The organism is Staphylococcus sp. B1(2026) (assembly GCF_058895785.1).
Genome location: NZ_JBZXTS010000007.1, coordinates 15,983 through 39,467, shown reverse-complemented (window position 1 = coordinate 39,467; position 23,485 = coordinate 15,983). Strand labels below are relative to the sequence as shown.

The following is a 23,485-nucleotide window of genomic DNA, read 5'->3' as shown; positions in this document are numbered from 1 at the left end:
TATGTTCACCTTAATATATCCTTGTTGAAATTTCTTCTAAAAGATAATCATAAATTAATGAACTTACTATTGTTTCATTATGTTTAATTGTACCATCTTTTTGTTTTATAAATACTTGGCTATCAGTTAAAACAGTAATACCCATATCTTCTAATTTTTGATAATCTGCTTCAACAATTTCTTGATGATTAGCTTCATACTTTTGTTTAATTTCTTCTTTAAATGGTTCACTATTAATAATGATTGCATCTAAAATATGTCCACCTAAATGGTCATTTAATACACGTGCATGATCACTCGCACTATAACCATCAGTTTCACCTTGTTGCGTCATAATATTACATATATATAATTTCTTCGCTTTACTATTAGCAATTAATTTTGCCATATCTTTCACTACTACATTAGGTAGTACTGAAGTAAATAAACTTCCGGGTCCTAAAGTAATTAAATCAGCTTCTTCTATAGCTTGTATTACTTCATCCATTGGTCTCAAATATTTTGGTGTAACAAAAACTCGTTTAATAGCTCTTTGATCAGCTGTAATATTCGATTCGCCTATAATCTCGCTATCATCTGACATAATCGCATGTAAGACAGGTGCAAATTTCGTGGTCGGTAATACTGTCCCTTTAATATTTAAAACTTTAGACAATTCTTTTACCGCATGTCCAAAATCGTTCATAATATCAGTTAACGCGGCTAACATCAAATTACCTACTGGATGACCTTCTACACTTCCTGAGTTTTTATCAAAACGATATTGAAACAATTGTTCTATCAAAGGTTCTACGTCTGACAATGCAGCCATAACATTACGAATATCTCCAGGAGGCGGCATTTGCATTTTATTTCTAATTTCTCCTGAACTACCACCATCATCAGTCACTGTAACAATCGCTGTGATATCTATAGGATACTGCTTTAAACCTCGTAATAAAACTGATAGTCCTGTTCCTCCACCAATAGACACAACTTTTAATTTTTGTCTTTCTTTTATCTTCTTCATCCTATATCACCTACTTTTGCATCACGATGATGACTGTATACTGTATAGTTTTTTGATAAATCCATAGTTAATTTTCTAGCGATTGACACTGATCGATGTTGTCCCCCTGTACAGCCAATTGCAATAATCACTTGAGATCTACCTTCTTTTTTAAATTGTGGCAACATAAAACCTATTAAATCCAATAATTTGTGATAAAATGTTTGTGCAGTTTCAAAACTCATTACATAATTATATACATCATCATGTAATCCTGTTAACATTCTCAATTCTGACACATAAAAAGGATTAGGTAAAAATCTAACATCAAAAACTAAATCCGCGTCAATTGGCGCATGATGTTTAAAACCAAAACTCATCACCGTAATTGAAAAAGGTGTTGATTGTGTGGTTGTAAAATCAGAAATAATTTGATTTTTTAAATCACGTGGATTTAAACTAGTTGTATCATAAATGTGTTGAGAAAAATGTTTCACATTAGCTAGTAATCGTTTTTCTAATTCGATACCTTCTGTAATATTACTTGTTGGGGCCAATGGATGCGAACGCCTTGTTTCTTTATATCTAGATACTAAAACTTCATCACTCGCTTCTAAATAAATAACTCTTAATAAAATATGTGCTTGTTGGCTTAATTGTTCTAAAATAGGATGCACTTCATCAAAAAAATCTCTCGCTCTTAAATCAATACCCAATGCAATTTTATTTATTTCCGTTGTATCTGTCATTTCAATAAACCTAGGAATCAACATTGGTGGTAGATTGTCTACACAATAATACCCTAAATCTTCTAATGTTTGAATAGCTACTGTTTTTCCAGCACCACTCATTCCTGTCACAATCGTGATTTGTTTATTAGTATCATTCATGATGATTTCCCCCTTACCATTATAATAAGCATAAACTACTACTATTATACCATACCAACAGATAAAACTAAAAATTCAAGATAATAACTAAGCTATTCACAATAAAATAAAAAATAAGACAAATAATTAATTTTTAAATCAGTTATATGTCTCTTCAATATAAATAATGTATCTTAATTTAAAAAGATAACTACTACCAACTAAATACATTAATATATTTAATTGATACTAGTTATATTTATTTTATTAACACTCTATTAAAATACTATATGTCTACATCATCTCAATTTTATGAATCGTTCTCGCTAAACTCGCACTTGATATATCTAATAATTGTTCAACTATTTTTTTATCAGCACCATGCTTCACTAATAATGCTCCGATATATAAATTTTCTTTACGAATAATTGGCTTTGTTTTCTTTATAAATTGTATGAATTGATCAATTGCTTGTGTCGCTTGACCTAAACTTAACAATTTATTACCTAATGCTAAACTTACAAAATCTTTTCCTATAGTCGCATATTTATTTAAACTTTCATCAGATTCAAAACGATGATTTACTTCTTCCATGTAAGATAAAATAACTTTCGCTTGTGTATAATCAACTAAAATAAGTAAAAAGAAATTATCTATTATGAAATTCTGATATGATTCATAATCATGATTATTATAAATATCATCTATAATCAAATACGCTTGTTGACTGGTAAATGCCATATTAACTAATGGATGTGCTACAATTGCTTTATTTCCATATGGAAAGGCAATTGTCAATGATAAATTTCCAGTTGTTAATTTTCTATCATTATCTGTGAAAAATTTATGAAATTGTCGTTTTTTTTGTTCTCTCCAAGGTAATATTTCAATTGTCGTTTTATTACACGATACTAGCTCTCCTAAAACAATAAATGGTTTACCTAAACTTATCAAACGATTTCTCACAATAGCATCTGTACAAAGATTAATCTCTTCATTTAGAAAATTTTCCCAATTTCTAGGTTCATATATATAACCATACCACCAGACAAACGCCCATTTGATATGTCCATAATTAGATTCTTGAATACCTAATTCTGCCATTTTTTTATATAGTATTTTTTGACGTTCTTCATCTTGTTCTAATAATTGTAATTGTTGCTCGTTAAATTTTTTAAATAATTGTTCTACTTTCAATGTAATTGGATGTAAATCATTCTTTTTTCTTTTCACAATCAGTTCAACTCCTAATTCAATTCTTTTTTTACTAATCCATGATGAAAAGCATAAATTACTGCTTGTGTTCGGTCATCAACATCTAATTTATTTAGAATATTTGATACATGTGTTTTAACTGTTTTTAATGCAATAATTAATTCATCTGCAATTTCTTGATTTGAATAACCTTTAGAAATTAATAATAAAATTTCCATTTCTCGATTAGTCAATTCATCATGATATTGTGGTTGTGCTTGTTTAGTTAATTTTCTCATCATTTTAGCAGCAACTTCAGTTTCTAAAACAACATCGCCTTTTACTGTTTTTCGAATCGCTTCTGCAATCTCTTTAGCTGAAGAAGTTTTTAATAAATAACTTGTAGCACCCGCTTCAAGTGCTGGATAAACTTTATCATCATCTAAAAAGCTTGTGACAATAATAATTTTAGCTTCAGGCCATGCTTTAATTATTTCTTTTGTAGCAGTAATACCATCCATTTTTTCCATAACAAGATCCATCAAAATTACATCTGGTTTTAAAGACAATACAATATCTACACCTTCTTGCCCGTCACTTGCTTCACCTATTACTTCAATATCATCTTGCATAGATAAATAACTTGAAATACCGATACGTACCATTTCATGATCATCGACAAATACAACCTTTATCATAAATATACTCCTTACAAATTAATTTTTTCTGTTGATTGGGTAACTGGCAATTTAATTTCTATTCTTGTACCTACATTAGGATAAGTAACAACTCGATAATCCGCACCAATTTCAAGCGCTCTTTCTTTCATTGTTTTCAAACCATAGGATGTCATTTTTTCATCATTCATTTCAAAACCAACACCATCATCTTTAATTCTTAATAAGATCACTTGTGTTAATCTTGAAAGTTCAATTTCTACATGATGAGCGTGAGCATGTCTCAAAATATTCGATAATGCTTCTTGTAAAATACGATATAAATGATCTTCCACACCACTCTCTAACTGAATTGTTTCATCAATTTGCCAATGTATATTTATTGAAGATTTAATTTGTAATTCACGTAAAAAATCAACTATACCTTCAGGTAAAGTTTTATTTTTCAAGTCCATAGGTCTAAGATGCAATAATAAAGCACGCATTTCCATTTGTGTATCTTGTACAATTTTTTCTACACGCTCAACTTGCTTATATTGTGGATTCTTTTCACTTGTTTGTTCTCTTAAAGCAGACAACATCATACTGGCTGCAAATAATTGTTGTGATACTGAATCATGCAACTCTCTAGCCAATCTTGAGCGTTCTTGTTTAATAATTTCTTCAGCTTTTATTTGTGATAAACTTTTATTATTAACAATATTTTGTTGAATTTCAGCACCTACTCTAATTTTTTTGGCAATTCTTCTAAGTGCATTTAATACATAATGAGTTTCCTGATAAACTTCAATTTTTCCAGGTATAACTAAATTTTTTCCTTGTTCAACTATTTTTACACTTTGTTGCAATAATTCAAATTGTTCATTCAATTTATAAGATATGGACAAACTAAAAATTATCACAATTAAATACATAATAAATATTATCCCTAAAATATTTAACCACTGTTCTTGAATAAGTAAAACTAAAGACATTAAGCGATGCTCTTTAGCTACAATTACAATTGCCGATAATAATGTCGCACCTAATGTTACAGAAATAAAAATCAATAAATATATCATAATTCTACGATATAAACTCACTGTGTAATCACCTCAACATCTCCAATAAAACTAGATACAAAAATATGTACAGTATATTTTTGTTGATGATATTTTGGTGATTGATATGTACATTGTCCATTAATAATTTCACGATGCAAATCATTTTGTGTAAAAAACTTACCATATGTTGTACTAAAATATAATTTCACACCATAATTAGGTGGCGTTGTAATAACAGTTTTTCCTAAAAAATTTCTTACATGAATCACACTTTTTGATTCACTAATAGCTGCATTTGTCATATCAATTTGAATATCACCAATTAAATGATGAATAATTACATCATCCCATTTATAAATTTCAGTATCTTGATTATTTTTATAATGTAATGGTCGGTTAACTATTGTAATGTCATCATTTCTAACTTCTGATCTTAAAGGAAAATTAATAGCTCTAATCATTAAAGGTTTTTTCATACTCATGACTAGCGTAATAATTGAAAAAACGCCTCCTATAAAAATAATCCAACGGGAAAAAGGATTTTCTAGTGACCATAACAAAATTGCTAATGTTCCTACAGCAATACTGATTAATCCTCTTATCTGTTCTCTATTTTTTAAACCATAACCTAAAAGTATAATACTTAAAATAATGACTAATAACGAAATAGGTTGATAAAATACAAATGCAATATGTGATAATATCATAAAAATTAATAAAATAATATATAAATTAGTTTGAGGCTGTAATGTTTTATATTTATTAATTACTCTTTTTAGAAAAGACAATTGTGTCATATCATTTTTATTTTTTTCCATACCATCACCCCATTAAACTATCTTTTTCATTGATTAGATAATTTAGTTAATATTATTGGTTCTCCCTTTTGCACAACAATTGTATGTTCATATTGAGCTACAAACGAACCATCTTCAGTAACAAATTCCCAATCATCTCTTGAACCATTAATGACAGTAGTTGCTTTAGTTGAAACAAATGGTTCAACAGCTAAACACATGCCTTCTTGTAAAATTGTATTTTCCCATGCATCATAATAATTTAAAACATGTTCAGGTGCTTCATGTAATTTTTGACCTATACCATGACCGGTTAAATTTTTAATCACTTTTAAGCCATTTGCATGAATCTCTTTAGCGATAGCTTTTCCAACTTGATTCAATTTTGTACCTGCTTTAGCTTTTTTCATACCTTCATAAAATGCCTTTTCTGCAATATCACATACAAGTTGTTTTTTATTATCATCCACTTTACCAACTACAAATGAAACACCTGTATCTGCATAAAAACCATCTTTACAACCTGATACATCAATATTAATTAAATCGCCTTCTTGTAAGATGACATTATCAGATGGAATACCATGTGCAACTTGATCATTAATTGAAATACATGTATAGCCTGGAAAGTCATATTCTGTAATTGGTGCTGATTTAGCATCAAGTTCTTTAAAACGTTGTCCTGCATACTCATCTAATGCTTTGGTAGTAATGCCTACTTTAGCCATATTTTTCAATTCATCAAGAATTATTCCACATATTTGACCAATTTCTTTCATTTTTTCTAATTGCTCTGTTGTTTTAATAATCATCTAATCTACCTCAAGTTATTTTTTATATTTAATTATAGCATATTTTAAATATTAATGGCTATGCCAATGCTATCCAAAAACGTTCTACAATAGTTCCATCATCTATTATAACTTCATTTTCTAATTGACCAGATAAACTTCTAATTGTTTTGCTAGAAGCAATATTATCTTTATCACATGTAATTAACACACGATTAAATCCTAATTCTTTATAAATCTCTAGTGCATATTTAAGTTGTAATTTTGCCATTCCTTTTCTTCTAAATTGTGGATGTATCGAATAACCTATATGTCCACCTTCTTTAAATAAATAGTCATTCAATTCTAATCTACAATTAATCATGCCTATGACTTCGTCAGTTTCTATATTAACTAATAAAAATTGATATGCTGGCACAAAATTCTTCGGACAAGTATTACGATGCTCCATTAATGAACAATATTCAATCCATTCTTGCATATTTCTATAATTAAAAATATTACTTGTTCCATGTAAAAATTCATTAGTTTTGTTAAAAGCATCTTTATATTTTAATAAACTAGCTTCATATTTTATACTCGGTTTAACTAAAATAATAGACATTTATTCCCTCCATTATTAGCTTTATTTTATAAAATTATACTATATGCTACATGACTAATCTATTATTTTTTATTTTTCATTAGTTGATAAACCTTTTGTGCATAATTAATTCTCTTATCTAAAACTTCAATGCCCGCTCTTTCAAAACATCGTGTAAAATGCTGTGTTGCTTCATGAATTGATGTAACTTTTTTAAATCGTGGCTCATTTATTAAAATATATGTTGTGCTATCATAATTAGGATTTGTCATTTCTAAATATGCATATAACAATTGTGTTTCAATTGAAAACGGATCTTTATTTTTGGAAGTTGCCCAATCATAAAGTTTATCAAAACGATTATCTGATGCCCCTATATAATTGCCATTAAGTTCTTTTCTTCTACTTTCCCATTGGAAAATTCCACGTGCTGGACCACCAACTTGTTGCATTTTAGGATCTAATTCCGGACCACTTTCAGCCATTGCTGAACCAATAATTCCTGCTACTGCTTCATCTGTATAACCTTTTGATTTAAAAAAGAACCACATTTTTTCAATATTGTTATTTCCTTTCAATTCATCATTTGAACAGTTTTGTTGATTATTTATAGTATTTTTAATTTTACTTGTCACTTTAAAATATCCATCCTGCTCTAAATGCTCTTTTCCAAATATTGGACTTGGATCAATGTCAGATAAAAATTTTGATGTTTTTCTTATTTCAAAATGTACATGATAAATCCCATTTGTTCTACCACTATTCCCCATAATAGCTAGTACTGTACCTTGTGTAACTTTATCACCTAGACTAACTTTTATTGAATTTGGTTTTAAATGACCATAATACGCATATTCTTGTTCATTATGTTTAATTAATATTCAATAACCACCAATGTCATCATAGCCTATTTCATCCACTTTACCTTGTTTCACACTTAATAAAGGTGTATTAGCCAAACCATCTTCATCTCCTACTGCCTGTAAATCTACACCTGTATGTCTTCCACTTTGTTCATATAAACTCGCACCATCTCCTAATGCTCATGGTGTTTTTCCCCATGGTTGTAAAACTCGATAATCTTTTGGAAATATATGTCCACCACTATTAATTACTTGTGCATCTGTATTACATACATTTGATTTTGTTGTTGTAAGAAAACCAATATATATGAAAAAGAAAAATAAACTCATGTACAGACAAATACTTATTATGCAATACTTTAAATATTTTAAACTCATAATTAATAGTTTCCTTTAGTGATGTTTAATAAGGCTTGTATTTTAGATAGTTCTGAATTAGTATTATTTTTTATATAGAGTAATCCTCCTGAAGTTATACTATATAATATTCTTTTATTTCTGTAGATAATGATATTAATAATTATCATTATTAGAGATGTCAAAATATAATTCGTAATACCTAATTCTAATGGAATAATTTTAGCAAGAATTTGTGTAGTAATAAATAAAATAATTGTTAGTAAAATAAACAATGTTTTGATAATGAATAAAGACAGAAAAATGATACATCCTTTTAATACTTTGTCGCTGAACAAGTTTAATAATGATAAAACAAGAAAGAAAGGAAAAATGATGATAAAAATCAAAATTAAAATATCAATCACTAAGTTAGATGTAGCTAAAGTAAAAAATGGAATAGCTACTAATAAAGTTAATATAGGAGAGATAAATGAAATAATAAATTTTAAATCTAATAGTTTAGATTGCATATAAATATTATGATATTCTGTGATTTCTTGTTCAATATTTGTTTTCACTTGTTCTGTGTATTTTTCACTAGTAATATCTAAGGTTAAAAATTTTTCTACTCGTTGCAAACCTATTTTATTAACATCTACTGTGCCATAATTTATTGCTAAATAAGGTTTTAATAAAGTTAATTCATAAAATTGTTGTCGTAAATAATTAGTATGTTGATGAGTAGATTGATTAATATGCGTATATGTACTCATTGTTGTCATAATAGTGGTTTGTACTTCGTGTGAAATATGATTAATCGTTGACATTAGTGTATTTGCATTATTAAGCCATATGCTACCAAAAGTAATAATTAAAATCATTTTAACAAATTGTACAATACCTATTTTAATATATTGTTTAATAAACATCTGATAACAAATACCTGTTAATGATAACAAAATAAAAAAAGCTGATAGTTGATAATATAATTGTTGATAAAATTGTTGAGAACTACTAAACACACTGTCTAACAATGTATTTAAAATTTGAATATCTGAAAAATTTTTTAAAGCTACATCAACTAAATTACTTAATATAACATTTAATTTAAAACAGATATTTGCACCTGTATTCAAATAAATCGCACTATCTGCATTCATTGCATCATTATGGTAATTAAGATAACTTTGATAGTTATATATAGAATATTTTTCTATTCATTGTTGATAAATCATTAATCATATTTTCTCCTTATTTTTATATTTTATATTTAGACTCTAGCTCACTTGAAATTGTTGTTTCAACAGTTTGAAATGATTGCGTCCACTCTTCAAATATAGAGTGAATTGTTAATTTAGCAACATTACCATAAAAATCTTTAAAAATACATTGACCTTGTAGTAATTTTTTTAACATGTCTATACTTTTTTCATTATCTTTATCTAGACCTAAGTGATATAAAATTGCTTCTCTTTCCTTATCATTATCAAAAGCAAAAAAACAACCAAAATTACCATGATTATTATAACTTTCTGTATCTTTAACTGATTGTGAACCGAAAATCAATGCGTTATTCATTGAACGCCCCATTCTTTTAAGAGAATTTAATAATTTTTGTCCTATAGTTGACATATTTAATAACCAAGATTCATCGAAAAAAATTGCAGTTTGTTCTTGTGGATGTTTACCAAATTGTTCCATGAATTTTGCAATAATTAACATTACAATAACAGAATTCTTTTCACTTGTTGAATAATTATTTTTAGATATTTCATTATCAGGTAAATCCAATCCGTATATTTGTAAGATTGTAGATTTATTATTTAATGCTAATGTCTGTTGACACCCGTTAGAGAAAATTAATTTTAATAAACCTTGTTGCGCTTTAGCACATAAATTTTCTCCTACATCTGCAACTCGTTTAGATTTACTCTGTTGAAGATATCGAATAACATGTAATGCACCTACTTGCTGATTTTTTGACCGCTCTGCTATCACATAATCAATAGCTTTTAATAATGCTGTTTCGATTTCTATATGCTGAGAAAAATCGTAAATCTCATCAAAAATACCTTTCATTAATTCTTTTGCCTCATCACCTTGCAAAAAAACAATTGGATCTAATATTCCAATATTATTTTCTTTAGTATAATCTAATGTTACATACTTAATTTCTTTTAATAAATCAATAAATAATGGATATTGATTGACCGCTTCTTTATTATTGATGATTTTATTTTGCCATAATTGAAACTCATTTTTAGGATCAAAATATAATACTTTAACATTGAATAACATAGAAATATAAAATAACATTTTCATCAGGAAAGATTTTCCACTTCCTGTTTTGCCTGTGATAGAAATATGTGGACTATCAGATATTTTTTTGATATTCTCATTATTTTTGTTCGCTAAAAATGGATGAAACAGTACAATATCTCTAGATTCTAAAATAGCTTTTTGATGTGTGACACTTTCCAATTTATTATCTATTCTACCTATATAAAATCCTACCTGTGTCCCAATATTTTGCGTGATGCCAAATAACATTTCACTCATTCCTTCTATAGTAGTGAGTTGTATCCAATGATTTTGATAGTTTAATTTTTCACCCAGTAAAAATAAATAAAATAAAGTTAATTGATCTGTTGTTGGTTGGATGAAATGATATTGTTGATGCATAAAATATTGGACAACTTGTTGGCTTCTTTCTTTTAATTGTATTGTATCTTCTGCATAAATCACAATACAAGCAAGCCATTCAACAAATATGGCTTGATTATCTAATTCATTACCTAATTTTTCTAAAATTTTAAAATTATCTAATCGTCTGTTTGATAAAGATATATTAGTTGCTTTTTCATCTTTCGCTGTTTCTTTTTCTCTTAATAAGTATCTTTGTCTTTTTCTATTTAAATTGGTATTTGATTTAAACCTACTTTTAATATGTACCTCTACTGGAAAATTAAAATGTTGAGCTTGTTCAAAAAGACGACAATGATCAACATAATCTGGCGTAATATTTAATACTAAATATGTTTTGAAAACTTGCCCTTGTATTGAGGTTATCTTTAATTCCCCGGCTGATGTTGCATCAATTATACCATCCAAAATAGCTGCACTACCTCTTTTTAATTTTTCATACGCAACATCATGTGGCAATTGACCTAGAAACTGTAATCTTTGTATATAATTTAATTCGCTTTCTGATAATTTTTGAACATTCATCATAGACATTTGATGAAATAACTGTGTTTCTAAAAAATTATAACTTTCTAATAATATATTATCTTGAGAACTGCTGTAATCATTTAGCAAATTTAAAACTTGAGATATTGCACTTTTGATTTGTAATTTTAGCAATTTTGTTAAAGTTTGTGTTGTTATATTTTTTCTAGTTAAACAAATACCTATCACAAAGATATTTTTAGTAATTACTTTATTTAATTGCTTATTTAATATATCTGTTGTTCTGTTGGCATAATGTAATGCAATATTCTTAATTTGTTCATCAAAATCTTGAGATAATTGTTGAAATCTTTCGTTCAAACACATGTCTTGAGGATACATTTGTAAATGAAAATCTTGATAATCTGTTAATAACGATAAAAATTTTTTTAATTGATTTTTATATTTTTCTTTCTTTAATTTATCAGTTATAAAAATAATTTGTGGATCAATTTTGTAATACGCTCATACATCACCATTTTTGGTTAATAAGAGATTATCTTTAGTTGTTTTATAAGGTGCTTTTAATATTACCATTATTATCTCCTTTGAAAGAATAGAGGGTTGCCCCTCTAATTAATTTATCGAAATATAATATTATCAGACATATAGCATACTTTATCATCATGACAATAAATAACTTTTGTTATTTTAATCATTAAATACCAGTAAATATAATCGTATAAAAATATATAAACTTTTTTACCTTCTCAATTAATCTTAAGTATACATAAATATACTAGTATAGGTATACCTACATAAACATATAAATAACCACCTGGTAATCATTCAGCCAAATATTTAATAGGATAATAAATAAATGGTACATAGTTAAATAATAAACTACATATAAGCCATATCAATATAAACAACACACATCCTGTTATAGAGAAATTTCCGTAAATTGTGTAAATACGATAAGGTTCATTAAACAATCGTCGATAATTAATATGTTTCATATACAATTATTATCCTTTAGCAAAAATAAGTTGTATGATTGCTTTAATATTTTCTAGAAAACCTAAAACATCAGAAACAATAAATAATGCCACTGCTGCTAAAATAATAAATCCAAAAAATTTTTTTATTTTTTGAGTAATTAAAAGTAAAGCAATCATAATAACTAAACCACCAGCAATTAAATATTTAATTTCTCCTGTTAACCAATCGTAAATACCTTGAAGCGTTGGTAATCCTGCTAATACTATCGTTTTAAAATAAAATTGTAACAATAAATTCTCTCCTTTCTATCTAATATGTTCTAAATTTTCAATAAAATATTGATTGTCTTTTTGACTAATGTGGAGCGTATAAGTTTCTACATTCATATCATTAAATAAAGTATCTTTAAATAATACTAATGCTTTAACTAAAATTTTATGATTCTCATCTTCGAAAACTTGAAAATTTTTCAATTCCACAAATTGACGTTCGTTATTTAAACTACTAGGATTTTTCATAATATTTACCATATTTTCTTTATTTTTAATTGCATAATCTTTAAAGAAATCTACTAAAAATACTCTAAACTTGCTACGTTCTATCGTTGCTGGTTTAGCTTTTGTATAATTATCTAGTCCCGGATAATCAGCATAATGATTAATTATAGGTGTAAAATATGGAAAATCGACTACATTATATTTAGCGTCATTAATATACACTGGAAGATGTATCAGTTGTTTTCTTTCTATATTTTTAATCTTATTATCACTTTGACCAACTTCTGATAATTTATATGTCACAACATAGCTAATATCATAAATATTATCTTTAATTTTTTGAATGTCATAATATTGTTTATCGATAAGTTCACGTTTCACGCCTTGATAATAAAATAAAATATGATTTGACTGTTCATAAAAATTTTTAGAATAATATTTTCTCAAACTTTTTTTATAATCTTCTTGTTTTTCATAAGTAATCGGAATATTAATAAATAAAGTAATAAAATCATTTGAAAAGTTAAGTATTTTATCATCTATAATTAATTTATTTTTTTGTCTTTGATATTGAGATAGTTTCGTCAATAATTGCTCATGGTGCATAACTATTTTAGTTATTTTGCCTTCGTAATAAATTAAAATAATAGATAAGATTAACGGTAAAAGAAAGATGAACCAAATTACGATTTTTAAATAATTATATCGTGATAATATTAAAATTTTATTTCTCTTCATTTGTTATTTTTTTAAAAATTTTATTGATGATCCATACGGATACAAATAACACTAAACCATATATAGTTGCGTTAGATGATGGGATCCCTGAAAGTGGTAACATATTTTGTTTTGTTTTATTCTGTACAGATGTAACTTTTTTATTGTTTAACATCGTTGATTGTTCATGATCATGACTTATATACTCGTGTTTATCATGATGATCTACTGATTTATCTTCATGCATATTTTCGAAAATAGGTATTGATTCATTGATGTTAGTTTTATCTTTAGTTGATATCACTTCATCTTTTTTCTTTTTTAACTTAGGAGTTTTTTCATCTTCAAACGATGTAGTTTCACTGATAGAGGTGACTTCTTCAAACAGTTGATAATTATTTTCTTCTGATGTTATTTCTGACGCTAAAACTTTTTCTTCAGAAATTGTTTCATTAGCAAATACTGAAGATGTTTGAGCTATAGATAATACAGAAAACATAATTGTTGAATAACATATTATTTTTTTCATGATAAGCTCCTTTTTAATTGTATTTTTTTATCTTGAAGATTGATAGAACTAATAATAGTAGCCCCAAAAATGTTGTTGGTAATGTTGTTTGTCCTGTTTTAGGTAACATATGTGAATGTAATTTCATCGGTTTAAATTTGTTTTTCATGGTTGTATGTGTATGTACAGTATTTGAAATGACATTAACTCCATTAATTCTATTAATAAATTTATTTTCTATTGTCCCCGGATTAATACGTTTCATTTTCAAATACATATCAAATTGTACAGTACTATTGTTATCAATATTCAATAAAAATTCTTTGTTAAAACTAATAATAATTTTATTATCTTCATGATTTTGAACAGTATGATGAGTGACTTCTGTACCTTTTGTTATTAAACTACCATTAGTTAATACGAGATCTTTTGTAGCGAAAACATGATATTCTTCAGTGTATTTATCTCTTTTATTATCGTAATAATCAATAAAACTATATTCTATTATTGGTTCTGCACGATTATTAGGTAAATCTGCACCTATTAAATGATAATTAAATAGTTCATTCAATGAAATTTTTTTACCTTCTAAACTAGTTTGATCATTGATATTTACAACAACATCTTTATGTGGTCGCATGATAGGTATGTGATTTTTAACAATATTTGTTGCATAACCATTACCAAAATCAATTTGATAAGCACGGTTACTAAATTCACCACCTCGCTGCGCTAAGTCATGATTAATTATCATTGGTGTAATGATAGTTAATGATTCTCCTTTTTTTACATATTTATCATAAAATAACTTAGGATTGTTTGCTGAAAACAATTGAAAAGCACCTTTTGGTTGAATATTTGCTAATTTTAATATTTGTTGAAGTTGAGAAGGAACTTTATCCATATTTGAATATATATTAACATCAATATCTGTCATTTCTTGTATTATATTATTATTAATTTTAATTTTTGATAAATCTGGTGTTAAAATATTTTCTGGATAATCATCAATAAAATAAAATCCTTTATTTATAGCTTTATCAGTCGCTTTAATATCTTTATATTGATCTAAATCCCATGTCAATTGATAATAATTTGTTGAACCTGCTAATACTTCTTTATCATTGATAATAATACCTTCTTGATTTGTATTATATTTAATTGGTCGAATTAAATTATTATGTGGATGTTGTGGATCTTTAGGATTACCTGGTGTGGCAACTTGTACATTATTAGAATAACTTACATAATTATTAATTTGCTGTTTAAAATTATTCGTATAATTTGCACCATCATTCAATACTCTTCCAATAATGACAGGCGATACTACAGATAGTTCTTTTGATAAATTTTGATTAATATATTTTAAATATTTTGGTGTGGCTTGTAATTGTAAAATATTCTTTTGAGGATTAAAATCAAGTTTAAAATTTTGATTATTTTTTTGAGTAGCTAATAAATCTAGTGAAAAACCACTAGGAAGATAATCAGTAAATATGTAACGATTAATTTTTTCTCTAGAAGAAGGTAGATTTTCCGTAGTTAAATGCCAATATACTTCAGATAGTTTAGGGACTAGTGCATTTGAAATATTAAGATTTTGATAATTAGTGACTTGCTTTTCTATATTAGGACGCATCGCTAATTTTTGATAATGATATTTTATTTTTGAAGGTTGTGGTTTATCTGGTAAACGTTGATAAATCGGTTCAATCGGTGGTAATGGTATTTTTTTGTTAATTGGTAATGTAGGTTTTTTAGGATAAGTTTTAATCTTAGGTTTTTGTGGTACCATTGGTATAGGTTTATCTGGTAATTTTTGAGGTCGTGGTGGCTGATTTATTTTGATACTATTAGTAGGTTTATTTGGTAATTCATGTAGTTGTGGTTTAGGAGGTAATAATATTTTATGTTGTAAAATAGGATACTCAGCTACTGAAATATTAACAGAAATACCAAAATCTGCATTGGCTACTGATGTAGAGTTACCTCCTGGTGTATTAGATAAAGTATGTGATATTTCATTAGAAAATTCTGTAAAAACCATGACACCATCTGGTGTTGAGTTTGTGCCATCTAACGCATTAGCATTTGTATTTTTACCCCATGTATAACCTAATTGCTCATCAGCATAGACATTTTTATTTTCTAATTTTAGTCCACCACCAATTGAAACAATAGCACTGTCTTCAGTATTTAAGGTCATATATTGACCACCATCAATATCAAAAGTAGCTGCTGTCCATAAATACTTATCTTGTGTATCAGCAATTTTATATGTGGCTGATATTTTATCTGCTGGTGCTTCTTCGGTTAACACATGTGAGCCATCATAATAATTAATGGCTCCGTTCGCATTCCACACTGTGATCCAATCTTCACCGTATGTTAAAGGTGTACCTGATTTGGTTAATTTGACTAGCAAATCTTTTTTCTGATGATTAGCTAAACTAACAGCCTGTGGAATTTTAAACCACTCACCAGACTTAACTGAAAAAACTTTACTAGTATTACCTGTTGTCACATCATATAGTGAATTATTTAATCCTGTTATTTTTTGATAAGATTCTGTTATTTTATCTCCTTCAACAACATTCCCTATAATGTCAACATCTCCCCAGTGAATTGATTGAATAATATTATCATTGGTAATTTTTCCTGCTGTGTCTGAATAGACGTATACAGCATAATTACCATTTTGTAAATCTTCGACATTATTTACTTTACCAGAAGCTACAATATGGATATCATGATCAATTGTTTTTGATTTTAAATTTGTCCATGATTGTGAAGCACTATATTGTGTATTATCACCATCTGAAGCTATAATCGTAGTTGGATTATTCATACCATCAGAAACAACTTGTTTTGTCTTGTTTACTTTCTGCTGATATTTAATTAATGCTTGTTGATTTTGACGATCTATTTCTATTTGTTTTTGATTAAGTTCTTTAATTTTTTGATTATATTGGAATAATAAATTGTTATTTTTTTGATTGATTTCTTTTACTGCATTATTATAATGTTGCATTGCTTCGTCATATTGTTGTTGCTTTTGTTGATACGTAGCTAATTGTTGGTTATATTGAAACATTGCTTGATTATATGTTTCTTGTTGTTGTTGATTAAATTTAGTAATCTGATTTTTATGTTGATTATAAGTTTGATAAGCAGCCTGATATTGTTTTTCTTGATTTTTATTAAATGCATCTATATTTTCTACTTCATGATGATAATTCGACAATGCTTCTTGATAAGCTTGTTGTTGCTTTTGATTGATATCATTAATTTTCTTTACAGTTTCATGATGTTGCTGCATTTTTTGAAGATATTGTTCTTTTTTATTCGCATTATCAAGAGAAATTTGTACTTGTTTTTGCTGATATGCTTGTTTTTTTTGTTGATATTGAGTTACAGTATTTTTAATATCTTTAATTTGTTCTTGATAATCAGTTGAGATTTGAAGTTGTTTTTTTTCTGTTTCTTTTATATTAGAAGTAATACCTTGATTAATAGTTGTAGTTAATTCTGTAGATAAGCCTTGATTTTGCGCTTCACTAATTGTTGCATCTAAAGCTATTTGACTAGGTGATACATTAAGTTCCCCTTCGGATTGATGTGCTTTATGATGACTTTCTATGGTCTCCGGTATTTCAGTAGGTTGCGCTTCTGTAGCATTAGTTGCAGGATTTTCTGTCGTATTAACAATAGCTTCACTTGCATGTGTAGTATTTGAAGATAAAATTGTACCGCTTAATATAACACCAAACATAACTGGCATTAATGTACCAAATTTTCTACTTTTTCTTAGTGTGTATCTCACTTTGTATGACATATTATTCTCCTTATTATTTGTATATTTAGAAAACCAAATATTATTAACAATAAATTTAATACTGTCTTACGAATATAATTTAAAATATTTAACTTTGCTAATAACTCCTTTCTTAAATAATTAGCATCATTTATGATATAATAAAATATGCTAATATATAAGCATTTTTCATATTGTTAAATATTAACTATACAACCACTTTTTCAGGCTCTAATAAAGCCTACGAAGATAGTATACAGGCTTTGTCAAAGCCTGTCAATATATATTAAAGGATTTTGATGATGAAAAATTTAAAAAAAATTAGAACACAACACAATATGACACAAAAAGAAGTTGCTGAATTATTGGGCTATAAATCTGAACGAGCTTATCGTTCATTTGAAAATGGACAATCACCAGCTATTAATAACAAATTAATAACAATTGCTAATTATTTTGATGTATCAATTGATTATTTGTTAGGTCGTACCGATAATCCTAATATTAATAAATAAACCAAGCGCTTTGTGATTATCCAAAGCGCTTGATTATATATATTTAAGCCACGAGTTTATTTATTTTTTAATTGACATTCTGGACAAATACCATAAAACTCTAAACGATGATTTTTAATTTTAAAACCTGTTTCATTAGCAGCAAGTTCATTTAACTTTATTTCTTTATCAGCATCAAAGTCAGAAATTTTTCCACATTCACTACAAATAACATGATAATGTGGTACAGTAATAAACTCAAATCTACTTGAAGCATCTCCGTATGTTAATTCTCTTACTAATGCTATTTTCTTAAATACCTTTAAATTATTGTATATTGTTGCGACACTAATATTAGGGAAAACAGGAGATAATTCTTGATAAATATCATCTGCTGTTGGATGTTTATCCGTTCTAACTAAATATAGTAATATTGCTTGTCTTTGAGGCGTAATTCTTACACAAGCATCTCTTAATAATTTAACTGCTTCTGAAACTTTACTTTGTTCTTGATGTGACAATGCCATCAACATTATCGCCACCCTCTTTCTAATATAAATTTAAATTAATGTAACTATTAAAACTACTTAGTAATAATAACATATTTAACTTAAATTTTGCACAATAAAATTAAAATATCAGCAGTTTTTTAGTCTTTATTATTAAATTAATCACCTATTTTTGTCGTTAATGTACCTATACTTGTAATAGATACTTTTATTTCATCACCTGTTTTTAAAAATTGTGGTGGATTCATTGCACTTCCGACACCTGCTGGTGTCCCTGTTGCAATAATATCTCCTGGTTCTAATGTCATAATTTTTGAAATTTCTACAATTAAATCATCAATTCTAAATAACATATCATTTGTTGCTGAATTTTGTCTAACTTCACCATTAACTTTTGTAACTAAAGTCATGGCTTCAGGTGATGCGACTTCATCTTTTGTTACTAAATAAGGACCCATTGGTGCAGATTGATCTAAAGATTTACCTAAGAAAAATTGATTATGTTTCTTTTGAATATCTCTAGCTGTTAAATCATTTAAAATTGTATAACCAAAAATATAATCTAAAGCTAGAGGTCGTAAAATATTTTTAGCTGGTTTACTAATTACAATGGCAAGCTCACCTTCATAATCAAGCTGTGATGTTACTTCTTTATGACTTGGGACAGTGGCATTATCACCTACTAATGTTGTTGGAGATTTTGTGAAAATGATAACATCTTTTGGTGTTGTTGCTAATTGATCGCCTAATTCTTTAACATGTGATTCATAATTATGACCGGCACATAAAATATTTTTAGTGGGCTTAGGAATTGGTGCTAACCATTCGATATCTTTTAAATACACTTTATATTGATTTGGATTGTCATCTGCTTGCGCTAATTCAACAATTTTTCGAACTTCTTCTAAAAAAGTATATTCTGTCGCTTGTATACCTTCTAATAATGTATTAGGTTGGTATGCACTAAATTTTTTAAATAATTTTTTTAAATCCCAAGCCGCTTCTTCTTTTTTTACTTTTACACCGTACGAAGATTCATTTTGATAATTATATGATAAAAATTTCATTGATTTTTCTCCTTTAATAACCACTTTTCAATTGATAAGAATACCTTAATTATACATGATTTATTACTGAAAAGGTACTAAAATATCATTAATTTAAACTAAAAACTTCGTAAAGCATTCAATTGTTTGCTTTACGAAGTTTCTATACTATTTCCCTGAAAAATCTATTGATAAGTCTGATAATGGCCAATATCTAATTGCTACTTTACCATAAACTTTATTTTGTTTAATAAATCCTAAACGACGACTATCACTACTATGTTGACGATTATCCCCCATCACAAAATAAGTGTTCTCTGGTACAACTTTCGTTTTCAATAATGTTTCCAGATTAAAATCATCTGTTAACCATTGTCCTTCTTTATTTTTTTCTTTTGTTTCTTTTAAATAAGGCTCATCTATGGCTTTACCATTAATATATAAGACATCATTTTTATATTCTACTGTATCTCCAGGCATACCAATCACACGTTTAATATAATCATTATGTTCATCGTGTTTAAATACGATAATATCCCCATGCTTAATCGTATGGAAAGTTTGACTCAACTTACTAACAATTACTCGATCTCCATCAGCAAAAGTATAATCCATTGAATGACCTTTCACATGAAATGATGCCATAACGTACGTCTGTAATACAAAGAATAAAACAACAGCAAATAAAATGGCAAAGAACCATTCTTTTAACTCTTTAATCATATCGTTCCTCCAATTTTAACTTTAGCAATAGTATACTACAATTACGTTATAATATCTTGCTTAAATTTATCTTAATTTTTATAGACGGCTATTTAATCGTTTTTCTACGATTTTTCCTAATATCCATAAAACTAAAATTGCAAGTAATGTCATGATTAATCGAAATGGATCTGCGATAATTTTATGAAAATCAGAACCAATATAACACATCATAAAAATAGAAAATAATTTACCTAAACTAGTAGCTAACATATATTGTTGAAATTTCATATTTGAAATACCCGCAATGATATTAACAATAGCAGATGGTGTAAAGGGAAAACATAATAAAATGAATACTGGTCCAAAACCATGTTTTTCAATCCATGTCATTCCTTTTTTCATCGTAGGTCTTTGCCAAATAGAAGTTAATATAGGTAAATGACCAAACTTCCTAAAAATCCAAAATACAGTTATAGAACCTGCAACAGCTCCTATCCAAGTTAAGAAAAATCCTAGCCACAAACCAAAAACATTAACATTCACTATTGCGAAGACAATAAGTGGTAAAAATGGTAATAATGATTCTAAATAAGGAAATACTACTGCTAAAATAAGACTTATATTAGGGTGGGTCTTTATTAAATGGTTAACATTATCAATCGTAAAAAATTCTTTTAAAAATTCCAAATAAATTCTCCTCGTTAAGTTATTTATTATTTCTAATTTTACTTACTTAACATTAAATTGCAACTATAAAGAATTATTTGATTGTTCAATCAATAGGGCACATTGATGTGCAGGTATCGTTATGTCTTGAACTATCTTATCATCTCTATCTTCTGTATTAATATAAGGATAACACATTTTTAATACTAAATGTTGTGATGGTGTATAGTGATAAGATGTATTTCCAAAATTAATTATAATTTCGATCTTAGGGATCATTGGTTCTACAATTTGATATCTCAAAACATGTGGTGTTAACCAATAAAAATGACAATTGGCTTTAATTTGTTCTTGAGTTGATAAAGTTAATTGTGAATATTTTTGCCTTAATGCAAATAATTGACTAACAAATTTAACATTTTCATAATATATGACGGCACGTTGCCAATCTAATTGATTAACACTATCTGGTAAATTATAAGAATTGTCTATATTATTTTTTGTTCTAAAGAATTCTTGACCACTATGAATAAATAAAATACCTTGCGATAAAGCTTGTATTTCCAATGCAAATCTAGCTAATTTTATTCTATCCTCTACACTTAATTGATGATTATTAACTTGCAGAAAATCGAATAATGTATGATTATCATGACATTCTACATAATTAATAGATTGACTAGCTGTTAAATAACGTCCATTTTCTGTCGTTAATCCTATACTACCACTTAAAACTTCTTCTATTTTTTGATGTGGTATGCTGTCACAATTAATTAGCACATTTTTAATCGTTTCTCTGAAGTCATCATTAAAAAATCCTATAGAGGGCATTTGATACGAATTAAATTGATGTGCCAAATAACGATTATCTAATCCTGTATTCATTTGCCAACCTTCTCCATATAAATAAACATTACTATATTCTCTTTGTAACTCTTCTGAAATTTCATTCATTGTTTGAATATCTAAAATGCCCATCAAATCGAATCTAAAACCATCGACACCATATAGAGTTAACCATTGTCTTAATGAGTGTTTAATATATTGACGCATCATTTTACGTTCCGTTGCAATGTCATTCCCGCAAAATGTACCATTTGTTTTGTTATTATACCAGTCAACACGATAACAATAGCCAGGTACAATTTTTTCAAATGCATAACTATCAACATCATAAACATGATTATAAACCACATCCATAATGACACTTAAATCAGCTTTATGGTAATGATCTATTGCTAGTTGCAACTCAATAATACGTGCATAGGCTGAAGTAGGATCTGATGAAAAACTACCTTCTGGCACATTATATTGCATAGGGTCGTAACCCCAATTATAAACTTTACTCGGATGTGCTTCATCTACGCTACCGAAATCGTAAATTGGCATTAATTGAATATGTGTAATATTTAAATGCTTCAAATAATCTTGACCTAATGATATACCATCAATAATTGGTGATTCAGTTAATCCGAGAAATTGACCACGTGCTTTAAAATTGGCACTAGGTAAGGATGTAAAATCACGAACACTCATCTCATAAATAATCGCCTTTTCAATAGGAATTTGTTTATTTGCACGTTGTACTTTATGATTAACATTTAATAATTTAGCTTTATCAATAACAAAGCTATCTCCAGAATTAACATCAGATGCAATGGCATAAGGATCGTGTACTTGTTGCCATTTTCCATTCACTAAATGTAAATAATGATATTTAACACCGTCTAAATTTCCGTTAACAGCAACTTCCCATACACCATGAGCTTGTCTGTCCATTACAAATACTTGTTGATGATTTTCTTTTTTTATAACAACATAAACTGCTTTAGATAACGGTGCCCATAATTTAAAAATAGTTTCATCTAAAAAATAGTTTGCACCTAAATCACTACCACTATAAAAATAATGTTCATCAAAATATTTTGTTCTTACAATATTACGATACATTAAAGTTGATGCATTTCTATCTTGATCATAAAGAATATAATTATCTTCTAAATTGATAATATCACTAGTCACTAAACGATAAATAACTAAATTATCTTGACTAAAACTTACTTCTATTTCTAAGTCTATCAATTCAATTTCATCGTCCATATGATGTTCTAAAGTAAATGACATACCTTTTACATCAAAGACTTGTGGCATATCAATGGTAATAATTTGTGTTTCATCCAAATATGCATTAAAATTTCTAAATGCCATGTTAAAT

21 protein-coding genes are annotated in these 23,485 nt (G+C 27.4%); 1 reads left to right on the top strand and 20 read right to left on the bottom strand.

The window, feature by feature from the left end; all coding sequences use genetic code 11:
* Positions 1 to 10: 10 nt before the first annotated feature.
* The 15 genes from AC5EAH_RS02485 to AC5EAH_RS02415 all read right to left on the bottom strand — a co-directional run bounded on the left by AC5EAH_RS02485 (position 11) and on the right by AC5EAH_RS02415 (position 17,871).
* Complete coding sequence (locus AC5EAH_RS02485) at positions 11 to 1,009, bottom strand: gluconeogenesis factor YvcK family protein (protein WP_493493168.1); 999 nt, start codon at positions 1,007 to 1,009, stop codon at positions 11 to 13.
* Entirely contained in the window at positions 1,006 to 1,878 is an 873-nt protein-coding gene (rapZ, locus tag AC5EAH_RS02480) for an RNase adapter RapZ (RefSeq protein ID WP_493493167.1), read from the bottom strand. Before rapZ ends, AC5EAH_RS02485 begins: the two co-directional genes overlap by 4 nt.
* A gap of 273 nt (positions 1,879 to 2,151) precedes the next feature.
* The gene (locus AC5EAH_RS02475) at positions 2,152 to 3,090 is read right to left on the bottom strand and encodes a hypothetical protein (RefSeq protein ID WP_493493166.1); all 939 of its coding nucleotides are present in this window, start codon (positions 3,088 to 3,090) and stop codon (positions 2,152 to 2,154) included.
* A gap of 14 nt (positions 3,091 to 3,104) precedes the next feature.
* Positions 3,105 to 3,749, bottom strand: coding sequence for a response regulator transcription factor (locus tag AC5EAH_RS02470; protein WP_493493165.1), 645 nt, complete (start codon positions 3,747 to 3,749; stop codon positions 3,105 to 3,107).
* A gap of 11 nt (positions 3,750 to 3,760) precedes the next feature.
* On the bottom strand, positions 3,761 to 4,810 hold the full coding sequence (locus tag AC5EAH_RS02465; protein ID WP_493493164.1) for a sensor histidine kinase: 1,050 nt from the start codon (positions 4,808 to 4,810) through the stop codon (positions 3,761 to 3,763).
* The gene (liaF, locus tag AC5EAH_RS02460; RefSeq protein WP_493493163.1) at positions 4,807 to 5,589 is read right to left on the bottom strand and encodes a cell wall-active antibiotics response protein LiaF; all 783 of its coding nucleotides are present in this window, start codon (positions 5,587 to 5,589) and stop codon (positions 4,807 to 4,809) included. The genes AC5EAH_RS02465 and liaF overlap by 4 nt, the downstream gene beginning before the upstream one ends.
* A gap of 26 nt (positions 5,590 to 5,615) precedes the next feature.
* Positions 5,616 to 6,380 carry a type I methionyl aminopeptidase gene (gene map, locus AC5EAH_RS02455; protein WP_493493162.1) on the bottom strand — a complete coding sequence of 255 codons (765 nt, stop codon included), beginning with the start codon at positions 6,378 to 6,380 and terminating at the stop codon, positions 5,616 to 5,618.
* Between the two features lie 58 nt (positions 6,381 to 6,438).
* The gene (locus AC5EAH_RS02450) at positions 6,439 to 6,963 is read right to left on the bottom strand and encodes a GNAT family N-acetyltransferase (protein ID WP_493493161.1); all 525 of its coding nucleotides are present in this window, start codon (positions 6,961 to 6,963) and stop codon (positions 6,439 to 6,441) included.
* A 62-nt stretch (positions 6,964 to 7,025) separates the two neighbouring features.
* Positions 7,026 to 7,817 (bottom strand): phage tail tip lysozyme, encoded by a 792-nt coding sequence (locus AC5EAH_RS02445; protein WP_493493184.1) that lies wholly within the window; start codon positions 7,815 to 7,817, stop codon positions 7,026 to 7,028.
* Between the two features lie 368 nt (positions 7,818 to 8,185).
* Positions 8,186 to 9,346: a CD3337/EF1877 family mobilome membrane protein gene (locus AC5EAH_RS02440; protein WP_493493183.1), complete on the bottom strand. Its 1,161-nt coding sequence runs from the start codon at positions 9,344 to 9,346 to the stop codon at positions 8,186 to 8,188.
* A 55-nt stretch (positions 9,347 to 9,401) separates the two neighbouring features.
* Positions 9,402 to 11,693, bottom strand: a complete 2,292-nt coding sequence (locus tag AC5EAH_RS02435; RefSeq protein ID WP_493493160.1) for an ATP-binding protein — start codon at positions 11,691 to 11,693, stop codon at positions 9,402 to 9,404.
* A 647-nt stretch (positions 11,694 to 12,340) separates the two neighbouring features.
* Complete coding sequence (locus tag AC5EAH_RS02430; RefSeq protein WP_493493159.1) at positions 12,341 to 12,604, bottom strand: hypothetical protein; 264 nt, start codon at positions 12,602 to 12,604, stop codon at positions 12,341 to 12,343.
* A 15-nt stretch (positions 12,605 to 12,619) separates the two neighbouring features.
* A complete protein-coding gene (locus tag AC5EAH_RS02425; RefSeq protein ID WP_493493158.1) occupies positions 12,620 to 13,399 on the bottom strand; it encodes a conjugal transfer protein in 780 nt (259 codons plus the stop codon).
* Between the two features lie 136 nt (positions 13,400 to 13,535).
* On the bottom strand, positions 13,536 to 14,057 hold the full coding sequence (locus AC5EAH_RS02420) for a hypothetical protein (protein ID WP_493493157.1): 522 nt from the start codon (positions 14,055 to 14,057) through the stop codon (positions 13,536 to 13,538).
* Between the two features lie 13 nt (positions 14,058 to 14,070).
* Positions 14,071 to 17,871, bottom strand: coding sequence for an SspB-related isopeptide-forming adhesin (locus AC5EAH_RS02415; RefSeq protein WP_493493156.1), 3,801 nt, complete (start codon positions 17,869 to 17,871; stop codon positions 14,071 to 14,073).
* 281 nt (positions 17,872 to 18,152) lie between these two features.
* On the opposite strand from AC5EAH_RS02415, the gene AC5EAH_RS02410 reads away from it, so the two are divergent.
* On the top strand, positions 18,153 to 18,365 hold the full coding sequence (locus AC5EAH_RS02410) for a helix-turn-helix domain-containing protein (protein ID WP_493493155.1): 213 nt from the start codon (positions 18,153 to 18,155) through the stop codon (positions 18,363 to 18,365).
* Positions 18,366 to 18,421: 56 nt separating this feature from the next.
* Here AC5EAH_RS02410 and AC5EAH_RS02405 read toward each other — a convergent pair whose 3' ends face one another.
* The 5 genes from AC5EAH_RS02405 to pulA form a co-directional block, all read right to left on the bottom strand.
* Positions 18,422 to 18,871 (bottom strand): Fur family transcriptional regulator, encoded by a 450-nt coding sequence (locus tag AC5EAH_RS02405; protein WP_493493182.1) that lies wholly within the window; start codon positions 18,869 to 18,871, stop codon positions 18,422 to 18,424.
* Positions 18,872 to 19,011: 140 nt separating this feature from the next.
* On the bottom strand, positions 19,012 to 19,920 hold the full coding sequence (locus AC5EAH_RS02400; protein WP_493493154.1) for a fumarylacetoacetate hydrolase family protein: 909 nt from the start codon (positions 19,918 to 19,920) through the stop codon (positions 19,012 to 19,014).
* Between the two features lie 147 nt (positions 19,921 to 20,067).
* Positions 20,068 to 20,622 carry a signal peptidase I gene (lepB, locus tag AC5EAH_RS02395; RefSeq protein WP_493493153.1) on the bottom strand — a complete coding sequence of 185 codons (555 nt, stop codon included), beginning with the start codon at positions 20,620 to 20,622 and terminating at the stop codon, positions 20,068 to 20,070.
* 78 nt (positions 20,623 to 20,700) lie between these two features.
* Positions 20,701 to 21,291 (bottom strand): TVP38/TMEM64 family protein, encoded by a 591-nt coding sequence (locus tag AC5EAH_RS02390; protein WP_493493152.1) that lies wholly within the window; start codon positions 21,289 to 21,291, stop codon positions 20,701 to 20,703.
* A gap of 63 nt (positions 21,292 to 21,354) precedes the next feature.
* Positions 21,355 to 23,478, bottom strand: a complete 2,124-nt coding sequence (pulA, locus tag AC5EAH_RS02385) for a type I pullulanase (protein ID WP_493493151.1) — start codon at positions 23,476 to 23,478, stop codon at positions 21,355 to 21,357.
* Positions 23,479 to 23,485 lie beyond the last annotated feature (7 nt).